This is a genomic window from Thioalkalivibrio sp. ALE23, assembly GCF_000378545.1.
Taxonomy (GTDB): Bacteria; Pseudomonadota; Gammaproteobacteria; order Ectothiorhodospirales; family Ectothiorhodospiraceae; genus Thioalkalivibrio.
In genome coordinates, this window is the sequence record NZ_KB900031.1 from 627,830 (window position 1) to 653,041 (window position 25,212).

At 69.6% G+C, this 25,212-nt stretch carries 22 protein-coding genes; 1 reads left to right on the top strand and 21 read right to left on the bottom strand.

Annotated features, from left to right (window positions below; translation table 11 throughout):
* Positions 1-24: 24 nt before the first annotated feature.
* The 4 genes from F573_RS0103135 to F573_RS0103150 are packed head-to-tail and all read right to left on the bottom strand — an operon-like array spanning position 25 to position 5,966.
* Positions 25-1,011: a Nudix family hydrolase gene (locus tag F573_RS0103135; RefSeq protein ID WP_026300776.1), complete on the bottom strand. Its 987-nt coding sequence runs from the start codon at positions 1,009-1,011 to the stop codon at positions 25-27.
* On the bottom strand, positions 992-2,209 hold the full coding sequence (gene argJ, locus F573_RS0103140) for a bifunctional glutamate N-acetyltransferase/amino-acid acetyltransferase ArgJ (RefSeq protein WP_019021419.1): 1,218 nt from the start codon (positions 2,207-2,209) through the stop codon (positions 992-994). Before argJ ends, F573_RS0103135 begins: the two co-directional genes overlap by 20 nt.
* Positions 2,210-2,233: 24 nt before the next feature.
* Positions 2,234-5,038: a preprotein translocase subunit SecA gene (gene secA, locus F573_RS0103145; RefSeq protein ID WP_019021420.1), complete on the bottom strand. Its 2,805-nt coding sequence runs from the start codon at positions 5,036-5,038 to the stop codon at positions 2,234-2,236.
* A 58-nt stretch (positions 5,039-5,096) separates the two neighbouring features.
* The gene (locus F573_RS0103150) at positions 5,097-5,966 is read right to left on the bottom strand and encodes a M23 family metallopeptidase (protein ID WP_019021421.1); all 870 of its coding nucleotides are present in this window, start codon (positions 5,964-5,966) and stop codon (positions 5,097-5,099) included.
* 51 nt (positions 5,967-6,017) lie between these two features.
* On the opposite strand from F573_RS0103150, the gene F573_RS0103155 reads away from it, so the two are divergent.
* On the top strand, positions 6,018-6,461 hold the full coding sequence (locus F573_RS0103155; protein ID WP_019021422.1) for a DciA family protein: 444 nt from the start codon (positions 6,018-6,020) through the stop codon (positions 6,459-6,461).
* 6 nt (positions 6,462-6,467) lie between these two features.
* Here F573_RS0103155 and lpxC read toward each other — a convergent pair whose 3' ends face one another.
* The 17 genes from lpxC to mraZ form a co-directional block, all read right to left on the bottom strand.
* Positions 6,468-7,388 (bottom strand): UDP-3-O-acyl-N-acetylglucosamine deacetylase, encoded by a 921-nt coding sequence (gene lpxC, locus F573_RS0103160; protein WP_081617416.1) that lies wholly within the window; start codon positions 7,386-7,388, stop codon positions 6,468-6,470.
* A 119-nt stretch (positions 7,389-7,507) separates the two neighbouring features.
* Positions 7,508-8,677: a cell division protein FtsZ gene (gene ftsZ / locus F573_RS0103165; protein ID WP_019021424.1), complete on the bottom strand. Its 1,170-nt coding sequence runs from the start codon at positions 8,675-8,677 to the stop codon at positions 7,508-7,510.
* A 77-nt stretch (positions 8,678-8,754) separates the two neighbouring features.
* Positions 8,755-9,990: a cell division protein FtsA gene (gene ftsA / locus F573_RS0103170; protein ID WP_018869879.1), complete on the bottom strand. Its 1,236-nt coding sequence runs from the start codon at positions 9,988-9,990 to the stop codon at positions 8,755-8,757.
* Positions 9,991-10,004: 14 nt separating this feature from the next.
* Entirely contained in the window at positions 10,005-10,784 is a 780-nt protein-coding gene (locus tag F573_RS0103175) for a cell division protein FtsQ/DivIB (RefSeq protein WP_019021425.1), read from the bottom strand.
* Positions 10,781-11,731 (bottom strand): D-alanine--D-alanine ligase, encoded by a 951-nt coding sequence (locus F573_RS0103180; protein WP_019021426.1) that lies wholly within the window; start codon positions 11,729-11,731, stop codon positions 10,781-10,783. Before F573_RS0103180 ends, F573_RS0103175 begins: the two co-directional genes overlap by 4 nt.
* Positions 11,728-12,702, bottom strand: a complete 975-nt coding sequence (murB, locus tag F573_RS0103185) for a UDP-N-acetylmuramate dehydrogenase (RefSeq protein WP_019021427.1) — start codon at positions 12,700-12,702, stop codon at positions 11,728-11,730. Before murB ends, F573_RS0103180 begins: the two co-directional genes overlap by 4 nt.
* The gene (gene murC, locus F573_RS0103190) at positions 12,699-14,123 is read right to left on the bottom strand and encodes a UDP-N-acetylmuramate--L-alanine ligase (protein ID WP_019021428.1); all 1,425 of its coding nucleotides are present in this window, start codon (positions 14,121-14,123) and stop codon (positions 12,699-12,701) included. The genes murB and murC overlap by 4 nt, the downstream gene beginning before the upstream one ends.
* Positions 14,120-15,217 (bottom strand): undecaprenyldiphospho-muramoylpentapeptide beta-N-acetylglucosaminyltransferase, encoded by a 1,098-nt coding sequence (gene murG / locus F573_RS0103195; RefSeq protein ID WP_019021429.1) that lies wholly within the window; start codon positions 15,215-15,217, stop codon positions 14,120-14,122. The genes murC and murG overlap by 4 nt, the downstream gene beginning before the upstream one ends.
* On the bottom strand, positions 15,214-16,422 hold the full coding sequence (gene ftsW / locus F573_RS0103200; protein ID WP_018869873.1) for a putative lipid II flippase FtsW: 1,209 nt from the start codon (positions 16,420-16,422) through the stop codon (positions 15,214-15,216). The genes murG and ftsW overlap by 4 nt, the downstream gene beginning before the upstream one ends.
* Positions 16,419-17,771 (bottom strand): UDP-N-acetylmuramoyl-L-alanine--D-glutamate ligase, encoded by a 1,353-nt coding sequence (murD, locus tag F573_RS0103205; RefSeq protein ID WP_019021430.1) that lies wholly within the window; start codon positions 17,769-17,771, stop codon positions 16,419-16,421. The genes ftsW and murD overlap by 4 nt, the downstream gene beginning before the upstream one ends.
* The gene (gene mraY, locus F573_RS0103210; RefSeq protein ID WP_019021431.1) at positions 17,771-18,853 is read right to left on the bottom strand and encodes a phospho-N-acetylmuramoyl-pentapeptide-transferase; all 1,083 of its coding nucleotides are present in this window, start codon (positions 18,851-18,853) and stop codon (positions 17,771-17,773) included. The genes murD and mraY overlap by 1 nt, the downstream gene beginning before the upstream one ends.
* On the bottom strand, positions 18,834-20,207 hold the full coding sequence (gene murF, locus F573_RS0103215) for a UDP-N-acetylmuramoyl-tripeptide--D-alanyl-D-alanine ligase (protein ID WP_019021432.1): 1,374 nt from the start codon (positions 20,205-20,207) through the stop codon (positions 18,834-18,836). The genes mraY and murF overlap by 20 nt, the downstream gene beginning before the upstream one ends.
* A complete protein-coding gene (locus tag F573_RS0103220) occupies positions 20,204-21,721 on the bottom strand; it encodes a UDP-N-acetylmuramoyl-L-alanyl-D-glutamate--2,6-diaminopimelate ligase (protein ID WP_019021433.1) in 1,518 nt (505 codons plus the stop codon). Before F573_RS0103220 ends, murF begins: the two co-directional genes overlap by 4 nt.
* Positions 21,718-23,430: a penicillin-binding protein 2 gene (locus F573_RS0103225; RefSeq protein ID WP_019021434.1), complete on the bottom strand. Its 1,713-nt coding sequence runs from the start codon at positions 23,428-23,430 to the stop codon at positions 21,718-21,720. The genes F573_RS0103220 and F573_RS0103225 overlap by 4 nt, the downstream gene beginning before the upstream one ends.
* Entirely contained in the window at positions 23,418-23,702 is a 285-nt protein-coding gene (gene ftsL, locus F573_RS0103230; RefSeq protein ID WP_018869867.1) for a cell division protein FtsL, read from the bottom strand. The genes F573_RS0103225 and ftsL overlap by 13 nt, the downstream gene beginning before the upstream one ends.
* Entirely contained in the window at positions 23,702-24,637 is a 936-nt protein-coding gene (gene rsmH / locus F573_RS0103235) for a 16S rRNA (cytosine(1402)-N(4))-methyltransferase RsmH (protein WP_019021435.1), read from the bottom strand. Before rsmH ends, ftsL begins: the two co-directional genes overlap by 1 nt.
* Entirely contained in the window at positions 24,637-25,077 is a 441-nt protein-coding gene (mraZ, locus tag F573_RS0103240) for a division/cell wall cluster transcriptional repressor MraZ (protein ID WP_019021436.1), read from the bottom strand. The genes rsmH and mraZ overlap by 1 nt, the downstream gene beginning before the upstream one ends.
* Between the last annotated feature and the right edge of the window lie 135 nt (positions 25,078-25,212).

Here is a 25,212-nt window from a genome sequence, read left to right on the forward strand (position 1 = left end):
GACCGGGCGGCACCGCCCGTGCCGTCACTCCCCGCCGCCCGGCGGCTCTCCGAGCAGACCACGAATGGCCGCAATCCCGCAGGCACCGGCGGCGCGGGCCGGCGCGAGGCTGCCCGCGTCCAGCCCCCCCAGGGCGTAGACCGGCACCGGACTCGCAGCGGTCAGACGTGCCAGACCGTCCCAGCCCAGCGGCGTCGCCCCCGGGTGCGTCCGGGTCGGCCGGACCGGACCGACCACGGCCAGATCGGGCGCCAGCCTCCCCGCCTCCCGGAGACCCGTGACATCGTGCGCCGAGACGCTGATACGGCCGGCTACCGCGGGGCGCCGGGACAGCGCCCGCCAGCGCCGCTCCGGCAGATGCACCCCGGCCGGCGGCAGCTCGTCCAGCCAGTCCAGCGGCGCGTTCAGCAGCACTTCGGTACCCAGCGACTGCGACACCGCCACCAGATCCCGGGCAAAGCGGAGATAGTCGTCCCGTGCCAGCCCCGGCGCACGGATCTGCAACAGCCCCACGTCCCCGTGCCGGAGGCGGGCCGCCACACGGTCCACCACGGCGGCGATGCCGTCGGACCCGGCCGGGTCGGGCGTCACCAGAAGGAAATCGGGGAGCTGCAACAGGCGCAGTGTCGGGCCGTTGGCGGCCGGGAAATCCGCCGGATCCAGCGCGGCCGCCTCGCGCCAGCACAGGGCACGTCCTTCGCACTCCCGGACCTCGCCGCTCCAGTCCGGCACCCGGAACACGTGCAACCTGACGCGGCGGTCGCCGTAGTCGTGCTCCAGCCGCAGGCAGGGGATGGCCTGCTCGACCCCCAGGCCGGTCTCCTCCCGGATCTCGCGTACCAGGCCCGCGACCGGGGACTCGTCCGCCTCCAGCTTGCCGCCGGGGAATTCGAGGCGGCCCGGCTGATGCTGCCCGGCCCCGCGCTGACCAACCAGGACCCGGCCGGCCCCGTCCTCGATCACGCCCAGCGCCACATCAAGCGGTGCCGCCTCAGGAGCGGTATTCGGCATTGATGCGCACGTACTCGTGGGAGAAATCGCAGGTGTACTTGCGCGCCCGCGCATCGCCCCGTCCGAGGTCGATGGCGATGGTGATCTCGTCGGCCGCGAAGGCGGCCTGGCCGTCTTCCTCGCGGTATTCGGGCGCGCGGCCGCCAGCGCGCACGATCGCCAGACCGTTGATGTCGACCGTGACCCCCTCGATCCGGAGATCGCTGACGCCGGCCCGTCCCACGGCCGCGAGGATGCGCCCCCAGTTCGGGTCGCTGGCGTACAGCGCGGTCTTCACCAGAGGGGACAACGCGACCGTCTCGGCAACGCGCTCGGCTTCCGCCCGCTCGCATGCGCCTGTCACCTCCACGGTCACGAACTTGGTCGCCCCTTCCCCGTCGCGCACGATCGCGGTCGCCAGTTCCAGACACAGTGACCCCAGCGCCTGCGCGAACGCGGTGCGGTCGGCATCGCCAGCCAGGCGGACACCGCTGGCCCCGCTGGCCATGCAGACCAGCGCGTCATTGGTCGAGGTATCGCCATCCACGGTAATGGCGTTGAAACTGTCACGGTTCGCCTCGCGCAGCAGCGCGTCCAGCTCGTCCGCATCGGTGGCCAGATCGGTGCCGACAAAACCCAGCATCGTCGCCATGTCGGGATGGATCATCCCCGATCCCTTCGCCATGCCTGTCAGGCGCACGCGCCCTTGGGACAGTTGGACGTCGCGGCTTGCGACCTTGGTCACCGTGTCGGTGGTCATGATCGCCCGCGCCGCCCGCAGCCAGCTCTCGCCATCCTCGGCCAGTCCGGCGTGGACCGCAGGCAGGGCCGCCTCCAGCCGCTCCAGCGGAAACGGCTCGCCGATCACCCCGGTGGAAAACGGCAGCACCGCCGAGGCCTCGCTGTCGACCAGCCGGGCCAGGGCCGTGCAGCTGGCCTCGGCCGCACGCAGCCCGGGCTCGCCGGTACCCGCGTTCGCGTTCCCGGCGTTGATCAGCAGCCAGCGGGGGCGCCCGTCCGCCTGATGGCGGCGAGCAACCTCCACCGGCGCGGCGCGAAAGGCACTGGTTGTGTACAACGCGGCGACCACTGCGTGTTCGCCACCGTCCATCAGCACCAGGTCATCACGACCGGCATACCGGATGCCGGCCGCCCCGGCTGCCAGACGGATGCCCGGCACGGCCGGCGGCGCCGACGGTTCCTGCAGTCCCACGGCCATCAGCGCGTCTCCCCGGACCGGCCGTCAGAGACGGCCGTGGCAGTGCTTGTATTTCTTGCCGGAACCGCACCAGCAGGGCTCGTTGCGTCCGAGCTTGGGCTCCTCCCGCCGGTACGTCTCGTCACCACCGGCGACCTTGCGCGCGTCCTCGTCCGCGGCGCCCCCGTCGTCCTCGTCCGCGGCCAACGGACTGTCGGGGTTCTCGTGGCGGAAATTCATGGCCCCGGTGTCCGGTGCCTGGCGTTCCGGCTGCAGCTGTTCGGCGTCCTCGGCGGAACGCAGCTGGATACGCAGCAGCATCTTGATCACGTCGTGCTTGATGCGCTCCAGCAGCGACTGGAACATCGCGAACGCTTCTTTCTTGTATTCCTGCTTGGGATTGCGGTTGGCATACCCGCGCAGGCCGATCCCCTGGCGCAGATAGTCCATCGCCGCCAGGTGTTCCTTCCACTGCGAATCCAGCACCTGCAGCATCACGTCGCGCTGCAGGCGATTCATGGTGGCATCGCCCAGCTGTTCGCGCTTGCCGTTGAGGGCCTCGCGCGCCCGCTCGATGATGCGCTCGCGCAGCGGCTCCTCGTGCAGGTCGTCCTCGTCATCCAGCCACTGCTTGACCGGCAGTTCCAGGCCGAATTCGTTGCGCAGCGCCTGCTCCAGCCCTTCCGGATCCCAGATATCCTCGATGCTGCCGGGCGGGATATACTCGCTGATCTGCGCATTCATCACGTCGGCCACCAGGGCATCGATGGTGTCGCTGATGTCCTCGGTGGTCAGCAGTTCCGCGCGCTGCTCGTAGATGACCTGGCGCTGGTCGTTGGCGACGTCGTCGTATTCCAGCAGCTGCTTGCGGATATCGAAGTTGTGCGCCTCGACCTTGCGCTGGGCGTTCTCGATGGCGCGCGAGACCCAGGCGTTCTCGATCGCCTCGCCTTCCTTCATGCCCAGGCGTCCCATCAGGGACTTCACCCGTTCGGACGCGAACACCCGCATCAGGTTGTCTTCCAGGGACAGGAAGAACCGGCTGGAGCCCGGGTCACCCTGGCGCCCCGAACGCCCGCGCAGCTGGTTATCGATGCGCCGCGATTCGTGCCGCTCCGAGCCGATGATGTGCAGGCCGCCGGCGGCGAGGACGTCGTCGTGACGTTTCTGCCAGTCCTCGCGGATGCGTTCGCGCTGCTGCTCGTCGTTCGGATCGACACCGGCCAGTTCCGCGTCGAGACTGCCGCCGAGGACGATGTCGGTACCGCGCCCGGCCATGTTGGTGGCCAGAGTCACCGCCCCCGGACGTCCGGCCTGGGCGATGATGTGCGCCTCGCGCTCGTGCTGCTTGGCGTTGAGCACCTCGAATTCGATGCCCTTCTCCTTGAGGGACTTCGCCAGCCGCTCGGAGCTGTCCACCGAGGCCGTGCCGACCAGCACCGGCTGGCCGCGTTCGACGCACCACTGGATCTCCTTCGCGATCGCGTCGTACTTCTCGTCCTGGGTCAGGTACACCAGATCCTGCATGTCCTCGCGGATCAGCGGCTTGTTACCGGGAACCACCACAACCTCCAGGCCGTAGATGGTCTGGAACTCGTAGGCTTCGGTATCCGCGGTGCCGGTCATGCCCGCCAGCTTGTCGTACTGGCGGAAATAGTTCTGGAAGGTGATCGAGGCGAGCGTCTGGTTCTCGCGCTGGATCGGCACGCCCTCCTTGGCCTCGATCGCCTGATGCAGCCCCTCGGACCAGCGCCGACCGGTCATGATGCGGCCGGTGAATTCGTCGATGATCTGGACCTGGTTGTCGCGCACCAGATAGTCGACATCCCGCTGGAACAGGGCATGCGCGCGCAGCGCTGCGTTCAGATGGTGCAGGACCGCGATCGCGCCGGCGTCGTACAGCGACTGGTCCTCCTCCAGCAGGCCGGCCTCGCGCAGCAGGGCCTCGGCCTTCTCGTGGCCCTCCTCGCTGAGGAAGACCTGTTTGGCCTTCTCGTCAACGAAGTAATCGCCCTCGCTCTCTTCGTCTTCCTGCCGCGTCAGCTGCGGCGGGATCGCGTTCATGCGCTCGTACAGCTCGGAGTCCGAACCGGACGGGCCGGAAATGATCAGCGGCGTGCGCGCCTCGTCGATCAGGATCGAGTCCACCTCGTCGACCAGCGCGTAGTTCAGGCCCCGCTGCACGCGCTGATCGGCCGAGAAAGCCATGTTGTCGCGCAGATAGTCGAAACCGAACTCGTTGTTCGTACCATAGGTGATGTCGGCCGCGTAGGCTTCGGTACGGGTGACCGGTCGCAGCCCGTCCATGCCTTCCTCACCCGCCACATGGTCGGGGTCGAAAACGAACGAGGACGCACCGCCCGACTGCCCGCCGGAAGAGTTGATGACACCGACCGTCAGCTCCAGGGCCTGGTAGAGCCGTCCCATCCAGGCCGCATCGCGGCGGGCGAGATAGTCGTTCACGGTCACCACGTGCACGCCATCGCCCGGCAACGCATTGAGATAGGCCGTCAGGGTCGCGACCAGGGTCTTGCCCTCGCCGGTACGCATTTCCGCGATCCGTCCGTCGTGCAGGACCATCCCGCCTATCAGCTGGACATCGAAGTGGCGCAGACCCAGCACGCGGTCGCTCATCGCGCGGCAGACCGCGAAGGCTTCGGGCAGCAGCGCATCCAGGTCCTCGCCCGACTGCAGCCGCCGGCGGAATTCATCGGTCTTGTGCCGCAGCTCTTCCTGCGGCAGATCGTCGATGGCCGGGGCCAGGGCATTGATGCGCTCGGCCTTTTTCGCGTAGCGCTTGATGATGCGGTCGTTGCGACTGCCGAAGAACTTGCGTACGAGCTGCTTCATGGGGATCCGGAAGATTGCCTGAAACCGACCTAGGATAAACGATCCGTGGAGGTCACGCTCAGCGATGAACGTAGTCGGCCGGATTTTCCGGCCCGCCGGGACCGTGGACTTCGAAATGGAGGTGGGTATCCGTAGCCCGTCCGGTACTGCCCATGCGGGCGATGGGCTGGCCCGCTTCCACCCGTTCCCCGGGATCGACCAGCAACTCCGAATTATGCGCGTAACGGGTCAGCAATCCGTCGGCATGAACGATGTCGACGCTGCGCCCGAACCCGCCGTTGGTGTCCGTCCGGACCACGATCCCGTCCGCGGCCGCACGGATCTCGGATCCCTCGCGTCCCGCGTAGTCGATGCCGGAATGGAAACGCCGCTCGCCGGTGAACGGATCGTCGCGGTATCCAAAGGCCGAACTGACCCAGGCCTCGGATTCCACCGGCCGGACGCCGGGGCGCATGCGCGCGTCCCGGGCATCGCCGCGCACCGCCTCGTCCAGGCGCGCGACCGTCGTGTCGCGCCGCCCCAGCAGGTGATCCAGCGCAGCGATGCGACGGTCCATCGCGGCCGCGGAATCCGGCGGCGCGGGTCCGCCGCGACCTCCGGTCTCCGGTTCCAGCGCCTCCGGGTCCAGATCCAGGGCGTCGCCCAGACCGGACAGGCGCAGGTCCAGACGCGCCTGGCGGTTTTCCAGCTCGACCAGACGGGACGCCAGCGACTCCACCCCCTCGCGCGCGAGCTCGCGTTCCGCGGGTTCGAGATCGGGCGAGCCCACGGTCGGAAGCACGGGGATTTCGACCACGTCGCGCTGCTGCTGGCCCAGCTGATAGCCGGCGGTCACGACCGCGGCCAGCACCCCCAGCAGCATCGGAACCACCAGCCACAGCGGGATCCGGGTACAGACACCGCCGGCTCGTAGTAGCATCAGGTCCATGCAACCTCCGTTGATTCCTGCAAGACTCGAGCGGAAGGCGCCATGTCAGCCATGACGCCGCCCCGCATCGGCCGATACATCCGCGCCGCGTGGCAGAGCCACGTCACCCCGGACCGGGCACTGGAACGGGCGCTGGCCGGGCTGGTCGGAACGCACGTCGCCAGCGGGCGACTCCAGCTGGTGCGCCACGACACCACCCTGGTGGCGGTCTGCCGCGACCGTGCCCTGTGTACCGAGATGCGCTTCCAGCAGCGCGAGATCCTCAAGACCCTGCAGGCGGCCGGCTACCCCGAAGTGGAGCGCGTGCGGGTCGCCCTGGGCGGTGCGGCCCGCTCCACCGAACCGGATCCGGTGCGCAGCCGTCCGCCGATCCCGGACAGCGCCCGCCAGACCCTGGAACAGACGGCCGGCGAGGTCGACGATCCCCGGCTGGCGGGAGCACTGCGGCGGCTGGCCCGCGCCCGTCCCCGCGATGCGGGGAACGACAGAGAGTGACGTCCCTCAGCCGGTGGCGCCCGGCTCCAGCTGCCCGAACGAGATCGGCAGCGGCTCGGAGGGATCCTCGAAGGTGACCTTTTCCCAGGCCGTCCGATCCGCGGCCAGCTGACGGATGAGCTGATTGTTCAGGGCATGGCCGGACTTGTGCCCGGTGAAGGCCCCGATCAGGCTGTGGCCCAGCAGGTAGAGATCGCCGACCACGTCGAGGATCTTGTGTTTTACCAGCTCGTTGTCGTAGCGCAGCCCGGTCTCGTTGAGGATCTTGAAGTCGTCCAGCACCACGGCATTGTCCAGGCTGCCGCCCAGTGCCAGCTGATTCGCACGCAGGGCCTCGATGTCGCGCATGAACCCGAAGGTCCGGGCGCGCGAGACTTCCTTCACGAACGAGGTCGACGAGAAATCCAGCTCTGCGCGCTGGCTCCCGTCCGTGAACATGGGGTGTTCAAAGTCGATGCAGAAGCCGACCTTGAACCCTTCATAGGGATCGAAGCGCACCCATTTGTCGCCGTCGCGAACCTCCACGCTGCGCTTCACCCGGATGAATTCCTTGGGAGCATCCTGCTCCTTGAGACCCGCGGACTGCAGCAGGAACACGAACGGTCCCGCGCTGCCGTCCATGATCGGGACCTCCGCAGCGCTCACGTCGACGAAGAGATTGTCGATGCCCAGACCGGCCACCGCCGACAGCAGATGTTCCACGGTGGAAACCCGCGCATCGCCGTTGACCAGGGTCGTGGACAGCCGCGTGTCCCCGACGTTCTCGGCCCGTGCCGGGATTTCCACCGGCGGGTCGAGGTCATCGCGGTGAAACACGATTCCGGTATTGGGGGGGGCCGGACGCAGCGTAAGGACCACCTTCTCGCCCGTATGGAGCCCCACTCCGGTCGCCCGGATGCTGTTCTTGAGCGTTCTTTGCCTGATCAACGCACTGCCTCTTCTGCGAGAGCGCATGGAGGGGAGCCCGGGCCCTCCCGGGCTCCGTTCATGCACACAACGAATACTCCATTATTGCAGGATTCCGCTCCTCCTGCATGTCAAGTCCCTCAGTCAGCCTGCTTGCGCAGGAAAGCCGGGATGTCGAGCACATCGATATTCGACTGCTGGTTACCGCTGCCGTAATCGGTCGCGACCTCGTCCTGGCCGCGGCGCTGACGCTGGTGCGTGGGGCGGTCGAAGTCCACGTCGGAACCGGCCGCCGCCTGCTGCGGCTGGGCATCCACCACGCGCACCTGCGGGCGTTCGGGCTGCTCGGTCTGCGCGCCCAGGCCGGTGGCCACCAGCGTGACCCGCATCTCGTCGCTCATCTCGGGATCGATGACGGTACCCACCACCACGGTGGCGTCCTCGGAGGCCAGAGCCTTCACCGCTTCGCCGACTTCCTCGAATTCGCCGATACCGACATCCATGCCGCCGGTCACGTTGACCAGGATGCCGCGGGCCCCGGAAATGTCGATGTCCTCCAGCAGCGGGCTGGCAATCGCGGCCTCGGCGGCCTGACGCGCACGGTCTTCGCCGGAACCGGTGCCGGTCCCCATCATTGCCATGCCCATCTCGCGCATCACGTTGCGTACGTCGGCGAAGTCGACGTTGATCAGACCCGGACGGGTGATCAGCTCGGCGATGCCCTGCACCGCGCCGAACAGCACATCGTTGGCGGCCTTGAAGGCGTCCAGCAGGGTGGTGTTCTTGCCCATCACCGTGAGCAGCTTCTCGTTGGGGATGGTGATCAGGGAGTCCACCTGCTCGGTCAGCGCCTTGATCCCGGACATGGCGACCTGCATGCGCTTCTTGCCCTCGAACGGGAACGGCTTGGTCACCACGGCGACCGTCAGGATGCCCATCTCCTTGGCGATCTGTGCCACCACCGGGGCCGCGCCGGTGCCCGTGCCGCCGCCCATGCCGGCGGTGATGAACACCATGTCCGCGCCGTGCAGCAGGTCCTGCACCCGCTCGCGATCCTCCAGTGCGGCCTCGCGGCCCACCGACGGGTCGGCCCCGGCGCCCAGGCCCTTGGTGATGTCCCCGCCCAGCTGCAGCAGGGTCTTGGAATCCAGGCTCTTGAGCGCCTGGGCATCGGTATTGGCGCAGATGAAATCCACGCCATCCAGCTGCGAATGAACCATGTGCTGTACGGCGTTGCCGCCGCCGCCACCCACGCCCACGACCTTGATCGTGGCGCTCTGGCTAAAGGTATCCATCAGTTCGAACGTCATGATTGCGTCCTCTTGTTTCGTGTGTACATGTCCTTCCTTCTCGGTAGCCGGAGAGCGGTCCGGCCCTTCGGTCCGGCCTAGAACTGGCCGGTAAACCAGCGCTTCATGCGCGCCCAGATCCCCTGGAACCCGGATTCCACCGGGCGGGCCTCCTGCAGGGCCCGTGACTCGCGGGCATACAGCAGCAGGCCCACCCCGGTGGCGTGCACCGGGTTGCGCACCACGTCCAGCAGCCCGGTCACGTGCTGCGGGACCCCCAGGCGAACGGGCATGTGGAAGACCTCCTCGGCGAGATCCACCCCACCTTCCATCCGCGACGATCCGCCGGTCAGAACGACACCGGCGGCGATCATTTCCTCGGTCCCGGAACGGCGCAGTTCGGCCTGAACCAGCTGCAGCAGCTCCTCGTAACGCGGCTCCACCACCGAGGCGAGGGTCTGCCGCGACAGCCGGCGCGCTTCGCGGTCGCCCACCCCCGGGACCTCGATGGACTCCCCGGGGTCGGCCAGCGAGCGCAGCGCGCAGGCGTATTTCATCTTCAGTTCTTCGGCGTACTGCGTGGGCGTGCGCAGCGCGACCGCGATGTCGTTGGTCACCTGGTCACCGGCGATCGGCAGTACCGCGGTGTGCGCGATCGCGCCGTGGGAGAACACCGCGATGTCGGTGGTGCCGCCCCCGACATCCACCAGGCAGACCCCCAGGTCCTTCTCGTCCTCGGTCAGCACCGAATAGGACGACGCCAGCTGCTCGAGGATGATGTCGTCCACCCGCAGGCCGCAGCGCTCCACGCACTTCACGATGTTCTGCGCCGCCGACACCGCGCCGGTGACCAGATGGACCTTGGCCTCCAGGCGCACGCCGGACATCCCCACCGGTTCGCGGATGCCCTCCTGCTCGTCGATGATGTATTCCTGCGGGAGCACGTGGAGGATGCGCTGGTCGGCGGGGATCGCGATCGCCCGCGCGGCGTCGATGACCCGCTCGACGTCGCCCGGCCCCACCTCGCCGTCCTTGATGGCCACCACGCCGGTCGAGTTGTAGCTCTTCACGTGACTCCCGGCGATACCGGTATACACCGAGTGGATCTCGCAGCCGGCCATCAGCTCGGCCTCCTCCACCGCGCGCTGGATCGACTGCACGGTGGACTCGATGTTGACCACCACGCCCTTCTTCAGGCCGCGCGAGGGCGACGAGCCGATGCCGATAATCTCGATCTCGCCATCGTCCTTCAGCTCGCCGACGATGGCCTCGATCTTCGAGGTCCCGACATCCAGCCCGACGATCAGACCCGATTCCGCCTTCTTTGCCATCATCTCCCCGCGTCCTTTCACTGTGTCCCGGGATCGCCGGCGGCGTCCCCGTCTTCATCGGCCCAGGCCACCGCCATGCCGTGCGGATAGCGCAGGTCCCAGCGTTCCACCGGCGCGTCGCGGCGCTCGCGCACGACGTCGGCCGCCCGTACCAGAGCATTCAGGCGGGCCGCCTCGGCGTCCCGCCCCATCAGGATCCGCCCCCCGGACTCCAGACGGATGGTCCAGTCATGGCGACGACCCTCGGCCACGCCGGCCACCTCCAGGCCGGCATCCGCCAGACGTGCCGACACCTCGAGGTAACGGCGCATCAGCACCACCTGGCGCCCGTCCTGCCCCTCCAGCGCGGGCAGGTAGTCCCACTCGGCCTGATCCACCGGCCCGAACACCCGGCCATGCCGGTCGACCAGCTGGTCCTCGCCCCAGCGCGCCACCGGTACCGGTTCGCGCACCTCGACCACCAGCGTCCCCGGCCATTGCCGGCGCAGCTGCACGCCATCGATCCAGGGCTCGGCGACCAGCGAACGTTCCAGTGCCGCCAGATCGGCGGTAATGAACCCCGACGCGTGGCGACGCGCGAGTTCACGCACCCGCTCCACGTCCGCATAGCGCGGCTCGCCGGCAATCTCGATGCTTTCCACCGGCACCAGCGCGTCCGGCTCGAAGCGGGTCGTCGCCAGCAGGACCAGCACGATCGCCGCGGCCAGCGCCATTCCGGCCAGCAGGCGCAGGGCCGGGCCGGACACGCTGCGCAGCCGCGCGAAGCGCGCTGCCGGCGGGGTGCGCCGGCGATTCATCGCAGCCCTCCGCACTGGAAACTGGAGTCCAGGATGCGCAGGCACAGGGTGTCGAAATCGATCCCCGCCTCGGCCGCCGCCTTGGGCACCAGGCTGTGATCCGTCATGCCGGGCACGGTGTTGATCTCGATCAGATGGTTGTCGCCGTGCTCGTCCTGCAGGATGTCGACCCGACCCCAGCCGCAGCCTTCCAGCGCGGCAAACGCACCCAGCGCCAGTGACTGCAATTCGAGTAACGAGCTTTCATCCAGCGGCGGCGGGCAGACATACCCGGTGCGGTCCGACTCGTATTTCGCGTGGTAGTCGTAGAACCCGCCGTCGGCACGGATCTCGACCACCGGGAGCGGCTGGTTGTCGAGGATGGCCACGGTGTATTCGTGGCCCTCGATCCACTGTTCGGCGAAGATCTGCCCGGGCTGGCTGCGCGCCGCCTCCCAGGCGGCCGGGAGATCGGCCGCCCGATCCACCCGGGTAATGCCCAGGCTCGAGCCCCCGCGGGCCGGCTTCACGATCAGGGGCAGCCCCAGCGCCTCGGCCACCGCATCCGGGTCGAACCCCGGGTTCAGCAACCGGTAGGGCGCACTGGGCAGGTTGCTCCCGGTCCACAGTCGCTTGCAGGCCAGCTTGTCCATCCCCAGGGCGGAACCCAGCACGCCGGTGCCGGTGTAGGGCATGCCGGCCAGGTCCAGGCAGCCCTGCAGGGCCCCGTCCTCGCCACACTCTCCATGCAACGCGATGAAGACCCGGTCGAACCCCTCCAGGGGGAGGTGCAGATGCCCCATGTGCGCCGGCGTGAGATCGACCGGATGCGCATCCACGCCCTGACGTCGCAGGGCCGCCAGCACGGCGTTGCCGCTGGCCAGCGAGACCTCGCGCTCTCCGGACCAGCCGCCCATCAATACCGCCACCCGGCCATAGTCGCGGGGTTCTGCGTCGTTACGATTCATGCCGTTCCCTCGCTGTCGTCGCCCGGGTCGATGAACCGGCCCAGGATGCGTACCTCCGGCTCCAGGCGGACGCCGAACCGCTGCTCCACCGTGTTGCGCACCGTGTCGATCAGGCGCTCGATGTCTTCCGCCCGCGCCGTACCGTCGTGAGTGATGAAATTGGCATGCACCGGCGACACCTCGGCCGCGCCGGCGCGCAGGCCCTTGAGCCCGGCGGCCTCGATCAGGCGTGCGGCGTGATCGCCTTCCGGGTTGCGGAACACCGAGCCGCAGGACGGCTGACCCAGCGGCTGTTTCGCCGAGCGTTCGCGCAGCAGTTCGCGGATGCGCCGGGTACCGGCCTCCGGGTCGCCCGGGCTCAGACGCAGGGTCGCCCCGGTGAACCACAGGCGTTCACGCGGATCGAGCCCCTGGACCCGGCGGTAACCGACCCGGAACGCATCCGGGCGGCGGGTTTCCAGCCGGCCCTCACGGTCGATCACCTCCACCGATTCCACCAGGGGCCAGGTCTCGCCGCCCCAGGCACCGGCGTTCATCTGCAGGGCGCCGCCCACGGTGCCGGGGATGCCGGCGAGGAACTCCGCCCCCACCAGGCCCTCGCGGGCACAGAAGCGCGCCGCCTGGGCACAGGCCAGCCCGCCACCCAGAAACACCCGGTCGCCGTCCAGGCGTTCGCGCTCGGCCAGAACGCCCTGCAGATGCACCACCAGCCCGGCAACGCCGCCGTCGCGCACCAGGACGTTGCTGCCGAGCCCGAGGAAGGTGATCGGCAGGTCGGGCGCAAGGCGGGCGACCTGCGCCAGCAGGTTCGCGAGATCCTCGCGGTCCGCGGGGCGGAACAGCCAGTCAGCATGCCCGCCGGCACGCCATGAGGTCAGCTGCGCCAGCGGTGCCCGCGCCTGCAGTTCGCCGCGCGGCTGCAGCTCGTGCAGATGACGCGCCGCGGCTGCGGCAGGGTCCAGCGGTGTCATGCGCCACCTCCGGTGAGCTCTCGCGGCAGCAGGGCCGCCAGGCGACCGATGTCGCCCGCCCCCTCGGCGATGATCACGTCGTCCGCCTGCAGCAGGCCCTCCAGAACGCCGGCCACGTCCGCGGCCTGTTCCACGAAAATCGGCTCGACCTGGCCACGCAGACGGATGGCCCGCGCCAGGCTGCGCCCGTCGGCGCTGGCGATCGGCGCCTCGCCTGCGGCATACACCTCCAGCAGGATCAGCACGTCGGTCTCCGACAGCGCCTCCACGAAGTCCTCGAACAGGTCGCGGGTGCGGGTGTAGCGATGCGGCTGAAACACGGTGATCCGCCGGCGACCGGGCCAGGCATCCCGCGCCGCGGCCTGGGTCGCGGCGATCTCGCGCGGGTGATGGCCGTAATCGTCGACCAGCGTCACCGGCCCGGCCGGCCCCGCCCACTCGTGGACCTGGAACCGCCGCCCGATGCCCTGGAAGCGTTCGAGCGCCGTGGCGATCGCCTCGCGCGGGGCCTCCAGCTCCCAGGCCACGGCCGCCGAGGCCAGGGCATTGAGCACGTTGTGGCGCCCCGGGAGATTGAGGGTGACCGGGAACGGCTCGCCGGCCTCCGGCAGCTGCAGGCGGAAATGCGTCTGCACGCCCTTCTGGCGCACGTCCAGGGCGCGCACATCGGCGTCGGCATCGATCGCGTAGGTCAGCCGCGGGCGTTCCAGCTCCGGCATCAGCTCGCGCACCTGCGGGTCATCGGCGCACAGGATCGCCAGCCCGTAGAAGGGCAGATGGTGCAGGAACTCGAGAAAGGTCTCGTGCAGCTGGCGAAAATCATTGCCATAGGTCCCCAGGTGATCGGCATCGATGTTGGTCACGATCGCGAGCAGCGGCTGCAGATGCAGGAACGAGGCATCGCTCTCGTCCGCCTCTGCCACCAGGTAGTCACCGGCGCCCAGGCTCGAGTGGCTGGCGGTGGAATTGAGTCGGCCGCCGATCACGAAGGTCGGGTCCATGCCCGCCTCCGCCAGCACGCTGGCCACCAGACTGGTCGTGGTGGTCTTGCCATGGGTCCCGGCGACCGCAATCCCGAAGCGGAAACGCATCAGTTCCGCCAGCATCTCGGCACGCCGCACGATCGGGATACCGCGCTCGTGCGCCGCGGCGACCTCGGGGTTGGAGGGATCGATGGCCGAAGACACCACCAGCACATCGGCCTCGGCCACGTTCTCCGGCCGGTGCTCGCCGACCACGCGCACGCCCATCTCCACCAGGCGGTCGATCATCGGCGACCGGCCCAGATCGGAACCGGAGACCCGGTAACCCAGCTGATGCAGCACCTCCGCGATGCCGCTCATCCCGGAGCCGCCGATCCCCACGCAGTGGATCCGGCGGATGCGGCGCATCGCATGTTCCGGCAGGCGCGCGTGGCTCATGATCCCTCCCCCGCGGGGCCCGGCCCCGCCAGTTCCACACAGACATCGGCGAGGCGCGCGGCACTGTCGGGGCAGGCCAGCGCCCGCGCGCGTTCGGCACGGTCGCGCAGGGTCTCGCGGTCCAGCGAGCCCAGCAGATCCGCCAGCGCCTGCGGCTCCAGCTCGGCATCGCGGAAACGCCAGGCCGCCCCGGCCTCCACCAGAGTCTCGGCATTCGCGTACTGGTGATCGTCCACCGCATGCGGATAGGGCACGAAAACCGCGGCCACACCGGCGGCCGCCACCTCGGCCACGGTCAGCGCCCCGGCGCGACAGATCACCAGATCCGCCTCGGCCCAGGCCGCCTCCATGTCCGCGATGAACTCGGTGACCGTGGCTTCCACCCCGGCTTCGGCATACGCCGCGCGGGCTTCTTCCAGGGTGCGCGAGCCGGCCTGGTGCAGGAGCTGCGGGCGCTGCTCCGACGGCAGCAGGCCGAGCGCGGCGGGCACCGCGTGATTCAGCGAACGCGCGCCCAGGCTGCCCCCCAGGACCAGCACATTGAGCGGCCCGCTGCGTGCGGCGTAGCGCTCGCCCGGGGCGGGCAGGGCCGCGATCGCGGAGCGCACGGGATTGCCAACCCGCGTGGCGCGCACCTCGGGCGGGAACGCACCGTCGAAACCGGCGAACACGCGGTCGGCGACCTTCGCCAGCCAGCGGTTGGTCAGGCCGGCCACCGCATTCTGTTCGTGAATCACCAGGGGGCGTCCCAGGGCCGCGGCCATCAGCCCGCCGGGTCCGGCGGCAAACCCGCCGAAACCGATCACCGCCTGCGGGCGGATGCGCCGGAGCAGCACCAGGGCCGCCCACAGCGACAGCCCCAGGCGCCAGGGGGCGAAGGCCAGGCCGAACAGCCCCTTGCCGCGAATACCGGCGATCGGGAGGGTGTGCAGGTCAATCCCGGCCTGCGGCACCAGGCGCGCCTCCACGCCCGCACGAGTCCCCAGCCAGACCACCTCGACCCCGCGCTCGCGCAGGGCCTCGGCCACCGCCAGCCCGGGGAAGACATGGCCGCCGGTACCGCCGGCCATGATCAGCACGCGCGGGGCCGTCATGCCGCACCTCCGCTCTGCCGGGCGGTGCGCGAACGCCGGCGAGGCACCGGGGCCGGTGCCGGGGTCCGCGCCTCGCGGGCCACCCGCAGTACCAGACCGACCGCGATCAGACTGACGATCAGCGAACTGCCGCCGTAGGACAAAAACGGCAGCGTCATCCCCTTGGTCGGCAGCAGCCCCATGTTCACGCCCATGTTCAGGGCCGCCTGCAGGCCCAGCCAGATCGCCACGCCGAAGCTCAGATGGGCACCGAAGGCATGACCGCTGCGCTGGGCCTCCAGGCCGATGCGCAGGCAGCGCCAGACCAGCCCTGCGAACAGTGCGATCAGCACCAGCACACCGAAGAAACCGAACTCCTCGGCGAACACCGCGAACAGGAAATCGTTGTGTGCCTCCGGCAGGTAGAACAGCTTCTGCACGCTGCCGCCCAGCCCCGACCCGGTCACCCCGCCGGAGCCGATCGCGATCAGCGACTGGGTCAGCTGAAAACCGCTCGCGAACGGGTCCTGCCACGGGTCCAGGAAGGCCGTCAGGCGAGCCATGCGGTAAGGCGCCGCAACCGCGGCGACCGCCATGCCCGCCGCGATCGTGCCCCCCAGCGCGAGGAACTGCGACAGGCGGGCGCCGGCGAGGAACAGCATGCCCATGCCGATCGCCAGCATGATCGCGGCCCCGCCGAAATCCGGCTGCAGCAACAGCAGGACGGTACCGGCCCCCAGCACCACCAGCGGACGCACGAACCCGGCCAGCTGCAGGCGCAGGGTGGAGTAATGGCGCACGATGTAGCCCGCCAGGTACATCACCACCAGCAACTTGGCCAGCTCGGCCACCTGCAGGTTGAACGCTCCCAGCGGAATCCAGCGGGTTGCCCCGTTGACCGTGCGTCCGACGCCGGGCAGCAGGACCACCACCAGGATCAGCAGGAACAGCGCCAGCAGCCACGGGCCGGCGCGTTCCCAGCGCGCCAGCGGCACGTTCCATGCCGCCACCGCGGCCATCGTACCCAGGGCGGCAAACAGCACCTGGCGCTGCAGAAAGTGCCAGGCATTGCCGAAATCACGCGCACCCATCTCCATGGAGGCCGAAGCGACCATCACCAGCCCCAGCGCCACCAGCGCCGCGGTCAACGCCAGCAGCGGCAGGTCCACCTCCTGCTGCAGGCGCCGGACCATGGGCGAAGTCGGCTGGCTGACCGGGGCGCTCATGCGGCCAGCTCCCGCACGGCCCGGGCGAAGGCGTCACCCCGGGCGCGATAGTCCGGATACATGTCCAGGCTGGCGCAGGCGGGCGACAGCAACACGGTGTCACCCGGCTGCGCCCATTCCGCGGCATGCGCCACCGCCGCATCCATGTCGTCGACCCGCTGCACCGGCACCACCGGGGCGAGGGCACGCGCGATCAACGGTGCGTCCTCTCCCAGCAGCACTGCGCCGCGCACCTTGCCGGCCAGCTGATCGGCCAGCGGGGCGAAATCCTGCCCCTTGGCCTGGCCACCGGCGATCAGAACCAGCGGCCCGGGCGTGCCGCGCAATGCGGCCAGGGTGGCACCGAGGTTGGTGCCCTTGGAATCGTTGATCCAGTCCACGCCCTCGACCGAGGCGATCCACTGCGAGCGATGCGGCAGCCCCGGGAAATCGGCCAGCGCCGCCAGGGCCCGCGCCCGGCGCCCGGCCGAGTCCAGCCACGGCCAGACCAGGCCCAGTGCGGCCAGGGCGTTGGCCCAGTTGTGCTGGCCACGCATGCGCAGGCGCGCGGTCTCCAGCAGGGCCTGGCCGCCACGACACAGGTGCGGTCCCTCCCCGTGGCCGCCGACACAAACGCCCCAGTCGGCGTCCGCCGCCGGCACGCCCAGACCGAAGGTCTCGCGTGCCATGCCCGGCGGTGTGGTCAGTTCCGCCACCATCGGGTCGTCACGATTGAGCAGTCCGCGCCGCGCGCCGCGGAACACCCGCTGCTTGGCGCGCAGATAGGCGGCCATGTCGGGATAGCGATCGAGGTGATCCGGCGACAGGTTGAGCACTACGGCAGCAGCGGGCGCAAGCTCGTGACACCGTTCCAGCTGGAAGCTGGACAGCTCCAGCACGAACACCTCCGGGTCGCGTTCCAGCAGGTCCAGCGCCGGGGTCCCGTAGTTGCCCCCCACCGCCACCGCGTAGCCGGCCGCATCCAGCAGTTCGCCGGCCAGCGCGGTCACGGTGCTCTTGCCGTTGGAACCGGTGATCGCGATCACCGGGGCTCCGGCCTCGCGGGCAAACAGGTCGATGTCGCCGGTGACTTCGGCACCGGCCCCACTGGCGGCGGCGATCACCGGGTGTTCCAGGGCCACCCCGGGCGAGACGATCAGGCGACGCACCCCGCTCGCATCCAGGCCGTCCAGCGGGCCGACCCAACGCTCGTTCAGGATCCGCGCCAGTTCGGGATCGTCACAGGCCGGCGGCTCGCGACGGGTATCGGTGACCGCGAACGACATCCCGCGCGCGAGCAGGTAGCGCGCCACCGACTGCCCGGTGGCGCCCAGCCCGACGATCAGGTTGTCGCTTCGCACCCGTTCCATCAGCGCACCTTCAGGGTCGCCAGACCGATGAGGACGAACACCACGGTCAGGATCCAGAAGCGCACGATCACGCGCGGCTCCGGCCAGCCCTTGAGTTCGAAGTGGTGATGCAGCGGCGCCATGCGGAACATCCGCCGTCCGGTCAGCTTGAACGAGGCGACCTGCAGCATGACCGAGACGGTCTCCAGCACGAACACGCCGCCCATGATCAGCAGCACGATCTCCTGGCGCGTAAGGATGGCCATCATTCCCAGCGCGGCGCCCAGGGCGAGGGCCCCGACATCGCCCATGAACACCTGCGCCGGATAGGTGTTGAACCAGAGGAAGCCGAGCCCCGCTCCCACCAGCGAGGCGGCGAAGATGCCCACCTCGCCGACCCCGGGCACCGCGGGAATGCCGAGATAGTCGGCGAACACCGCATGGCCCGCGGCATAGGCGAAGATGCCCAGCGCGCCGGCGACCAGAACCGCCGGCATGATGGCCAGGCCGTCGAGCCCGTCGGTCAGGTTGACCGCATTGGACGAGCCCACCACCACCAGCCACACCAGCGGGATGAACAGCCAGCCCAGACTGAACTCGATGTCCTTGAACACGGGCAGATAAAAGGTGGTTTCCACCGGATCCTGGGCAGTGAGCATGATCACCCCGGCGGCCACCAGGGCGAACAGGGTCTGCCACAGCAGCTTGGATTTCGCCGACAGCCCCTGGCTGTTGCCGTAACGCAGCTTGAGATAGTCATCCCAGCCACCGACGGCGCCGAAGGCCAGCGTGGTCAGCAGCACGATCCAGACGAAACGATTCGTCAGGTCGCTCCACAGCAGGGTGGCCACCGCCACGGCCACCAGGATCAGCGCACCGCCCATGGTGGGCGTGCCGGCCTTGCTCAGGTGCGATTCGGGGCCGTCCTCGCGGATGTTCTGGCCCACCTTGCCCAGGGTCAGACGGCGAATCACCGAGGGACCGATCAGCAGCGCGATCGCCAGCGCCGTCACCACCCCGAGGATGGCGCGCAGGGTCAGGTACTGGAAGACCGTGAACCCGGAATGGAACTGGGCGAGATATTCAGTCAGTGCGAACAGCATCCGCCGCCTCCGGATTCACGGGCTGCGCGTCCAGCGCCTCCACGATGGATTCCATGTGCTGGCTGCGCGAGCCCTTGACCAGCACGGTGGTTCGCTCGTCCAGCAACCCCTGCAGCCGCGCGACCAGTGCGGCATGATCGGGGAACCACTCGCCCTGCTCGCCGAAGGCCTCGGCGGTTTCGCGGCCCAGCTCGCCGAGCGCCAGGCAGAAATCGATCCCCATTGCGCGGGCCTCCTGCCCGGTGGCCGCGTGCAGGGCCGCGGCGTCGCCGCCCAGCTCCCCCATTTCCCCCAGCACCAGGATGCGCCGACCGGGCACCGCCGCCAGCACCTCCAGGCCGGCCCGCAGGGAATCGGGGTTGGCGTTGTAGCTGTCGTCCCAGATGCGGGCACCGCCGGCGTGCTGCAGTGCCTGCAGGCGACCGGCGACCGGGCGCCAGTCGCCCAGTCCCTGCGCAATGGTGTCGATCGCGGCGCCCGCGGCATTGGCGGCGGCAGCGGCCGCCACGGCATTCGCCGCGACATGGCGGCCGGGACCGGCAAGGCGGATCTCGCGGCTGGCCCCGAGGATCGTGAGGCGCAGGCGATCCGGGGCGACCCACACGCCCTCGACCTCGCCGCCCCCCTCGAGGGAGAAGCGCTGCAGATGATGGTGCTCGTTGAGCGAGAGCCAGTAGTCGGCGAACGGGTCGTCCAGATTCACCACTGCGGTTCCGCCCTGGGCCGGCAGACCCGAGTAGATCTCGGCCTTGGCGTGCGCCACGCCTTCCAGGCTGCCGAAACCTTCGAGGTGGGCATGACCGGCGTTGGTGATCATGGCGACGTGCGGCTGGGTCCACGCGGCCATGCGGCCGATCTCGCCGGCGTGGTTGGCGCCCAGTTCGATCACCGCGAAGTCGGTATCCTCCGGCATCGCCAGCAGGGTCAGCGGTGTCCCGATCTCGTTGTTCAGGTTGCCTTCGCTGGCATGCACCCGCCCCATGCGCGCGAGGATCGAGCGCAGCATCTCGCGGGTGGTGGTCTTGCCGTTGGAGCCGGTCAGCGCGATCACCCGCGCGTGGCACCGCCTGCGCCAGGTCGCGGCCAGTCGCCCCAGGGCCTCGCCGGTATCGGGCACCACCACCTGGGTCTGCGGCAGGTCTTCGCGTGCGCGGCGAACCAGCAGCACCGGTGCCGGCAAGTCGGCGTGCAGATGGTCATGGGCATCAAAGTTCGGACCGCGCAGGGCGACGAACAGCCCGCCTACACGCGGGTCACGCGTGTCGCTGAACACGCCGGTGAATGCCGCCCCGGCGTCCCCCTGCAGGCGCCCGCCCACGGCGGTCGCCAGTTCTCCGGCCGTCATCCGGATCATCGCTCCCCCTCCCCGGAAATCCCCTCGCGCGCCAGCCGGGCGGCCAGCTCGCGATCACTGAATGGATGAAACCGGTCACCGATCTGCTGGGTGGTTTCGTGCCCCTTGCCCGCCAGCAGCACGATGTCGCCCGGCCCGGCATCGGCGACCGCGGTACGCACCGCGGCTTCGCGATCGCCCATCTCGCGGCAGCGCGCGGGATCGTCACAGCCCTGGAGCACCGCGTGACGGATGGCCGCCGCATCCTCGTGGCGCGGATTGTCATCGGTCACGACCACCCGGTCCGCTGCACGCATGGCCACGCGCCCCATCGCCGGACGCTTGCCCCGGTCGCGTTCGCCGCCGCAGCCGAAAACCACGAACAGGCGGCCGCGCACGTGCGGACGCAACGCACTCAATGCGGCCTCCAGGGCCTGCGCGGTGTGGGCGTAATCGACCACCAGCTGGGCGCCGCCCGGCAGATCGTGACGCTCCATGCGCCCGGGGACCCCGGGCAGCTCCGCCACCGCGTCCGCGGCGGCCTCCCAGGCATGTCCGAGGGCATGCAGGGCGGCCAGAGTGGCCAGCAGGTTCTCGACCTGAAACCGTCCGTACAGCCGCGACCGCACCGGCACGCGCCGCCCGTCGGCAACGAGCACGAAGTGCAGTCCCTCCGGGCCGGCCTCGATGGCCTCGGCGCGCGCCATCGCTGCGGAAGACTCCAGACCCCAGGTGATGTCGGTGATACCCTCGGGCACCGGGCGGCGCAGAAGCTCGTGACCGAGCTCGTCATCGGCGTTGATCACCCGCGTGCGCAGTCCCGGGCGGTCGAACAACATGGCCTTGGCCTCGGCATACGCGGCCTGGCTGCCATGGAAATCCAGGTGATCCGTGCCCAGGCGGGTCAGCACCGCGACGCGCACCGGAACCCCGTCCAGACGCCCCTGGACGAGCCCGTGCGAAGAGGCCTCCAGCGCCGCGGCTTCGCAGCCTTCGCGCGCCAGCCCGGCCAGATGCCGATGGAGCTCGAGCACGCCCGGGGTCGTGTGTCCGGCCGGGCGCAGCTGCCCCGGGCGCCCGACGCCCAGGGTGCCAACCAGTCCGGTCGGGGTACCCAGACGTTCGAGTGCCGCTGCGATCAGATGCGTCACCGAGGTCTTGCCGTCGGTGCCGGTCACCGCGACGATCGGTGCGGCCTCCGGCCAGGCGCCGAATACCCGTTGCGCCATGGCCGGCAGCAGGGCACGCAGCCCCGGGACATGAACGCCGGGCACCCCGGGCGAGCCGGCGGGGGGCCCCGCATCGGCCTCATCCCACAGGATCACGCCGGCGCCGCGCGCCGCGGCATCCTCGGCGTGGGCCAGGCCGTGCTCGCGGGTTCCCCGGAGAGCCACGAACCCGGCGCCCGGGGTCACCGCGCGGCTGTCCTGCACAAGGTCGGTCACGACCAGCGGGCCGTGGCCCTCCAGGGCCTCGGGGAACTGCGCGTGCAGATCCACCCCGGCCACCCGTGGATCGGTCGCCGCGGCGGTCATGGCTGCGCCTCCTCGCCGGTGGCGAGCTGCATCGGGATCTCGGGCATCGCGTCCGGGCGCACGTTGTACATGCGCAGGGCCGAGGCGGTGACCTCGCGGAACACCGGCGCCGCGACCGCCCCGCCGTAATGCACGTCGGCGGGTTCGTCCACCACCACCGCCATCACGAACCGTGGCTCGGATGCCGGGACCAGACCGACGAAACTGGAGTAGTAACGGTCCTCGGCATAACCGCCGCGCACCGCCTTGCGCGCGGTGCCGGTCTTGCCGGCGACCCGATATCCGTCGATCACGGCCTGGCGCGCGGTGCCCTCGCTGCCCACGGTATGTTCCATCATCGCGCGCAGGCGTCCGGCGGTGTCCGCGCTCATCACCCGTTGCGGCTCGCGGGCATCATCGGCGGTCTCGACCAGGCGCACCGGCAGGCGACGTCCGTCATTGGCAAAGGCCGTGTACCCGGCAGCCAGCTGCAGCGGCGTGACCGCGAGCCCGTAACCGTAGCCGAGCGTGGCCTGCTCGACCTCGCGCCAGGCGGTGAAGTCGCGCAGGGTGCCACGCGCCTCGCCCGGAAAATGCAGGCCGGTTGCCTGCCCGAAACCGGCGCGGTGCAGCGTCTGCCAGAAATCGGCCGGATCGGTGTCCAGGGCAAGACGCGTTGCGCCCACGTTGGAGGACCGCGCGATCAGCGTGGTCAGGTCGATGGTGCCGTAGTCGCGCAGATCACGGACCGTCAGACGTCCCACCTGCATCGTGCCGGGCGCGGTGTCCAGGGTCACGTGAGGGTCGACCGCATCGGCATCCAGGGCCGCCGCGACGGTAAACGGCTTGATGACCGAGCCGGGTTCGAACGCGTCCACGACCGCCCGGTTGCGAGCGCGATCGGAGCGGATCGAACTGCGATTGTTGGGGTTGAAACCGGGCTGATTGACCATCGCGAGGATGTCGCCGCTGCGCGCATCCAGCAGCACGGCCGATCCGCCGCGCGCGTCGTGGCGCTGCACCGCGGCCTTGAGTTCGCGGTAGGCCAGGAACTGCAGCCGTGCGTCCAGCGTCAGCCGCAGGGGGTTGCCTTCGCGCGCCGGACGGATGCTGGCGACGTCGCGGATGGTACGACCATGCCGGTCGCGCAGTACCCGCTTGGCGCCCGGCTGCCCGGAGAGCCAGTAGTCGAACGCGAGCTCGACCCCTTCCTGGCCCTGGTCGTCGATGTCGGTGTAACCCAGCACATGCGCGACCGCCTCACCATGCGGATAGTAACGGCGAAACTCGCGCGTCAGGGACACCCCGGGGACGCGCAGGGAGGCCACCGCTTCGGCCCGGGCCGGCAGCATGTGCCGACGCAGATAGACGAACTCGCGGTCGGCGCGATTTTCGATGCGCTCCGCCAGGGTCTCGCGGTCCATGTCCAGGGCCGCGGCCAGCTCGCCCCAGCGTTCGCGCGCCTCCAGCAGCGCCCCCGGATGCGCCCACGCGGTCTGCACCGGTGCCGAGATCGCCAGCGGTTCGCCGTGGCGATCGGTAATCGCACCGCGGTGGGCGGTCTCGGTCAGCGTGCGCACCTGGCGCGCCTCGCCCTGGGCGGACAGGAACTCGCTCTTGAACATCTGCAGATCGGCGGCGCGCAACACCAGCGCGATCAGCATCAGGACCAGCAGGACCACCAGCGCCCGCAGACGGCGCATCGAGATTTCGCGTTTCAGCGCGCCCATGCGTCCCTCCCGATCACCACGAGGCGATCCGCATCGGGGCGCAACATGCCCAGCTCCTCGCGCGCATGACGCTCGATACGCCCGGGCGTCGCCCAGGTGGACTGCTCGATCTGCAGCCGGGTCCATTCCAGGTTGAGCCGGTCGCGCTCGGCCAGCACGGCCTGCTGCTCAACGAACGCCTGACGCGCCTCGTGGCGCGCCACCACCACGCCAATCGCCGACGCAAACGCGCCCACCGACAGCGCGACGATCGCGAGCCCGCGCCAGACCATCAGTTGCGCTCCGCCACGCGCAGCACGGCCGAGCGTGCCCGCGGATTGCGTTGCTGTTCCCCGGCATCCGCCCGCACCGGCTTGCCCAGCGGGCGCAACGGACGCGGCGCCGCCTCCGGCATGACCGGCAGCCCGCGCGGGATGCGCGGCGCATCGTCACGGTCCCCGCGGAAGGCCCGCTTGACCATGCGGTCCTCCAGCGAGTGGAAGGCAATCACCACCAGGCGCGCCCCGAACGGCAGGACCTCGGGAATGGTTTCCAGCCACGTCTCCAGCTCGCGCAGCTCGGCGTTCACGTGAATGCGCAGGGCCTGGAAGGTGCGCGTCGCGGGGTGCTTGCCGGGCTCGCGGCGCGGCACCGCGGCACGCACCAGTTCCGCCAGGCGCGCCGTGCGGGTAATCGGACCTTCGGCACGGCCGCGCACAATCGCGCGGGCGATGCGCCGCGAGAAACGCTCCTCGCCGTACTGATAGATCACGTCCGCGATCTCCTTTTCCTCGGCGCGCGCCAGCCAGTCGGCCGCGCTTTCGCCGGACGACGGGTCCATGCGCATGTCCAGCGGGCCGTCATGCTGGAAACTGAAACCACGCGCGGCATCGTCCAGCTGCGGCGATGACACCCCGAGATCGAGGAACACGCCATCCGGCCGGCGATCCGGGTAGCGCTGCCGCAGCAGCTCGGCCATGGACGAGAACGGCGCGGACTCGAACGCGAAACGCGGATCCCCCAGAAACGAAGAGGCGGCCTCGGCCGCCTCGGGATCCCGGTCCATCGCCAGCAGGCGACCGTCCGGCCCCAGACGGTCAAGCAAGGCGCGGCTGTGCCCGCCCCTTCCGAAGGTACCGTCCACGTAGAAACCGTCAGCGCGCACCGCCAGCCCCTCGAGCACGGCGTCCAGCAGGACCGGAACATGGGCCTGTTGCGGTTCCTGCATCACAGCGAGATAGACTCGAGTTCTTCGGTATCGATGCCATCCTCGAACATCTCCTCGCAGCGCTGATCCCAGGTCGCCTGATCCCAGATCTCGAACTTCTTGCCCTGACCCAGCAGGGCGACCTGCTTGTCCATGCCGGCAAACTTGCGCAGCGGCTGCGGCAGCAACAGGCGCCCGTTGCCGTCAAGCTCGCAGTCGGAGGCATGCCCGACCAGCAGGCGCTGCAGGCGGACCACGGCCGGCTTCAGGTTGGGGCGCGACATCAGATTCTGCTCGACCCGCTCCCATTCCGGGCGCGGATACACCAGAAGACAGCGATCCGGGTGAACCGTAACCACCAGCTGGCCGTCGCAGGACGCCACGAGCTCATCGCGATAACGCGCCGGCATGGCCAGGCGTCCTTTCGCATCCAGATTGAGCTGACTGACGCCTCGAAACATGGCCGCTGGCGGTGGAATCCCACCTTCTCCCACTTTTCCCCACTTGAACCCACTATAGGTACACCCCTGTTGAGGGTCAAGGAAAAACGGGCTTGCACGAGAAAAATAAGCCTTGCATCACAGAGACTTACGGAA

Coding starts and splice junctions, on each gene's coding strand:
- murD (WP_019021430.1), bottom strand. CDS start 17,771: ATGGAACGGGTGCGAAGCGACAACCTGATCGTCGGGCTGGGCGCCACC.
- murC (WP_019021428.1), bottom strand. CDS start 14,123: ATGAGCCACGCGCGCCTGCCGGAACATGCGATGCGCCGCATCCGCCGG.
- mraZ (WP_019021436.1), bottom strand. CDS start 25,077: ATGTTTCGAGGCGTCAGTCAGCTCAATCTGGATGCGAAAGGACGCCTG.
- F573_RS0103150 (WP_019021421.1), bottom strand. CDS start 5,966: ATGGACCTGATGCTACTACGAGCCGGCGGTGTCTGTACCCGGATCCCG.
- ftsA (WP_018869879.1), bottom strand. CDS start 9,990: ATGATGGCAAAGAAGGCGGAATCGGGTCTGATCGTCGGGCTGGATGTC.
- ftsW (WP_018869873.1), bottom strand. CDS start 16,422: ATGAGCGCCCCGGTCAGCCAGCCGACTTCGCCCATGGTCCGGCGCCTG.
- mraY (WP_019021431.1), bottom strand. CDS start 18,853: ATGCTGTTCGCACTGACTGAATATCTCGCCCAGTTCCATTCCGGGTTC.
- F573_RS0103220 (WP_019021433.1), bottom strand. CDS start 21,721: ATGACCGCCGCGGCGACCGATCCACGGGTGGCCGGGGTGGATCTGCAC.
- ftsL (WP_018869867.1), bottom strand. CDS start 23,702: ATGGTCTGGCGCGGGCTCGCGATCGTCGCGCTGTCGGTGGGCGCGTTT.
- F573_RS0103225 (WP_019021434.1), bottom strand. CDS start 23,430: ATGGGCGCGCTGAAACGCGAAATCTCGATGCGCCGTCTGCGGGCGCTG.
- F573_RS0103175 (WP_019021425.1), bottom strand. CDS start 10,784: ATGAATCGCCGGCGCACCCCGCCGGCAGCGCGCTTCGCGCGGCTGCGC.
- ftsZ (WP_019021424.1), bottom strand. CDS start 8,677: ATGACGTTCGAACTGATGGATACCTTTAGCCAGAGCGCCACGATCAAG.
- F573_RS0103155 (WP_019021422.1), top strand. CDS start 6,018: ATGACGCCGCCCCGCATCGGCCGATACATCCGCGCCGCGTGGCAGAGC.
- secA (WP_019021420.1), bottom strand. CDS start 5,038: ATGAAGCAGCTCGTACGCAAGTTCTTCGGCAGTCGCAACGACCGCATC.
- F573_RS0103180 (WP_019021426.1), bottom strand. CDS start 11,731: ATGAATCGTAACGACGCAGAACCCCGCGACTATGGCCGGGTGGCGGTA.
- murB (WP_019021427.1), bottom strand. CDS start 12,702: ATGACACCGCTGGACCCTGCCGCAGCCGCGGCGCGTCATCTGCACGAG.
- rsmH (WP_019021435.1), bottom strand. CDS start 24,637: ATGCAGGAACCGCAACAGGCCCATGTTCCGGTCCTGCTGGACGCCGTG.
- murF (WP_019021432.1), bottom strand. CDS start 20,207: ATGATCCGGATGACGGCCGGAGAACTGGCGACCGCCGTGGGCGGGCGC.
- F573_RS0103135 (WP_026300776.1), bottom strand. CDS start 1,011: ATGCCGAATACCGCTCCTGAGGCGGCACCGCTTGATGTGGCGCTGGGC.
- argJ (WP_019021419.1), bottom strand. CDS start 2,209: ATGGCCGTGGGACTGCAGGAACCGTCGGCGCCGCCGGCCGTGCCGGGC.
- murG (WP_019021429.1), bottom strand. CDS start 15,217: ATGACGGCCCCGCGCGTGCTGATCATGGCCGGCGGTACCGGCGGCCAT.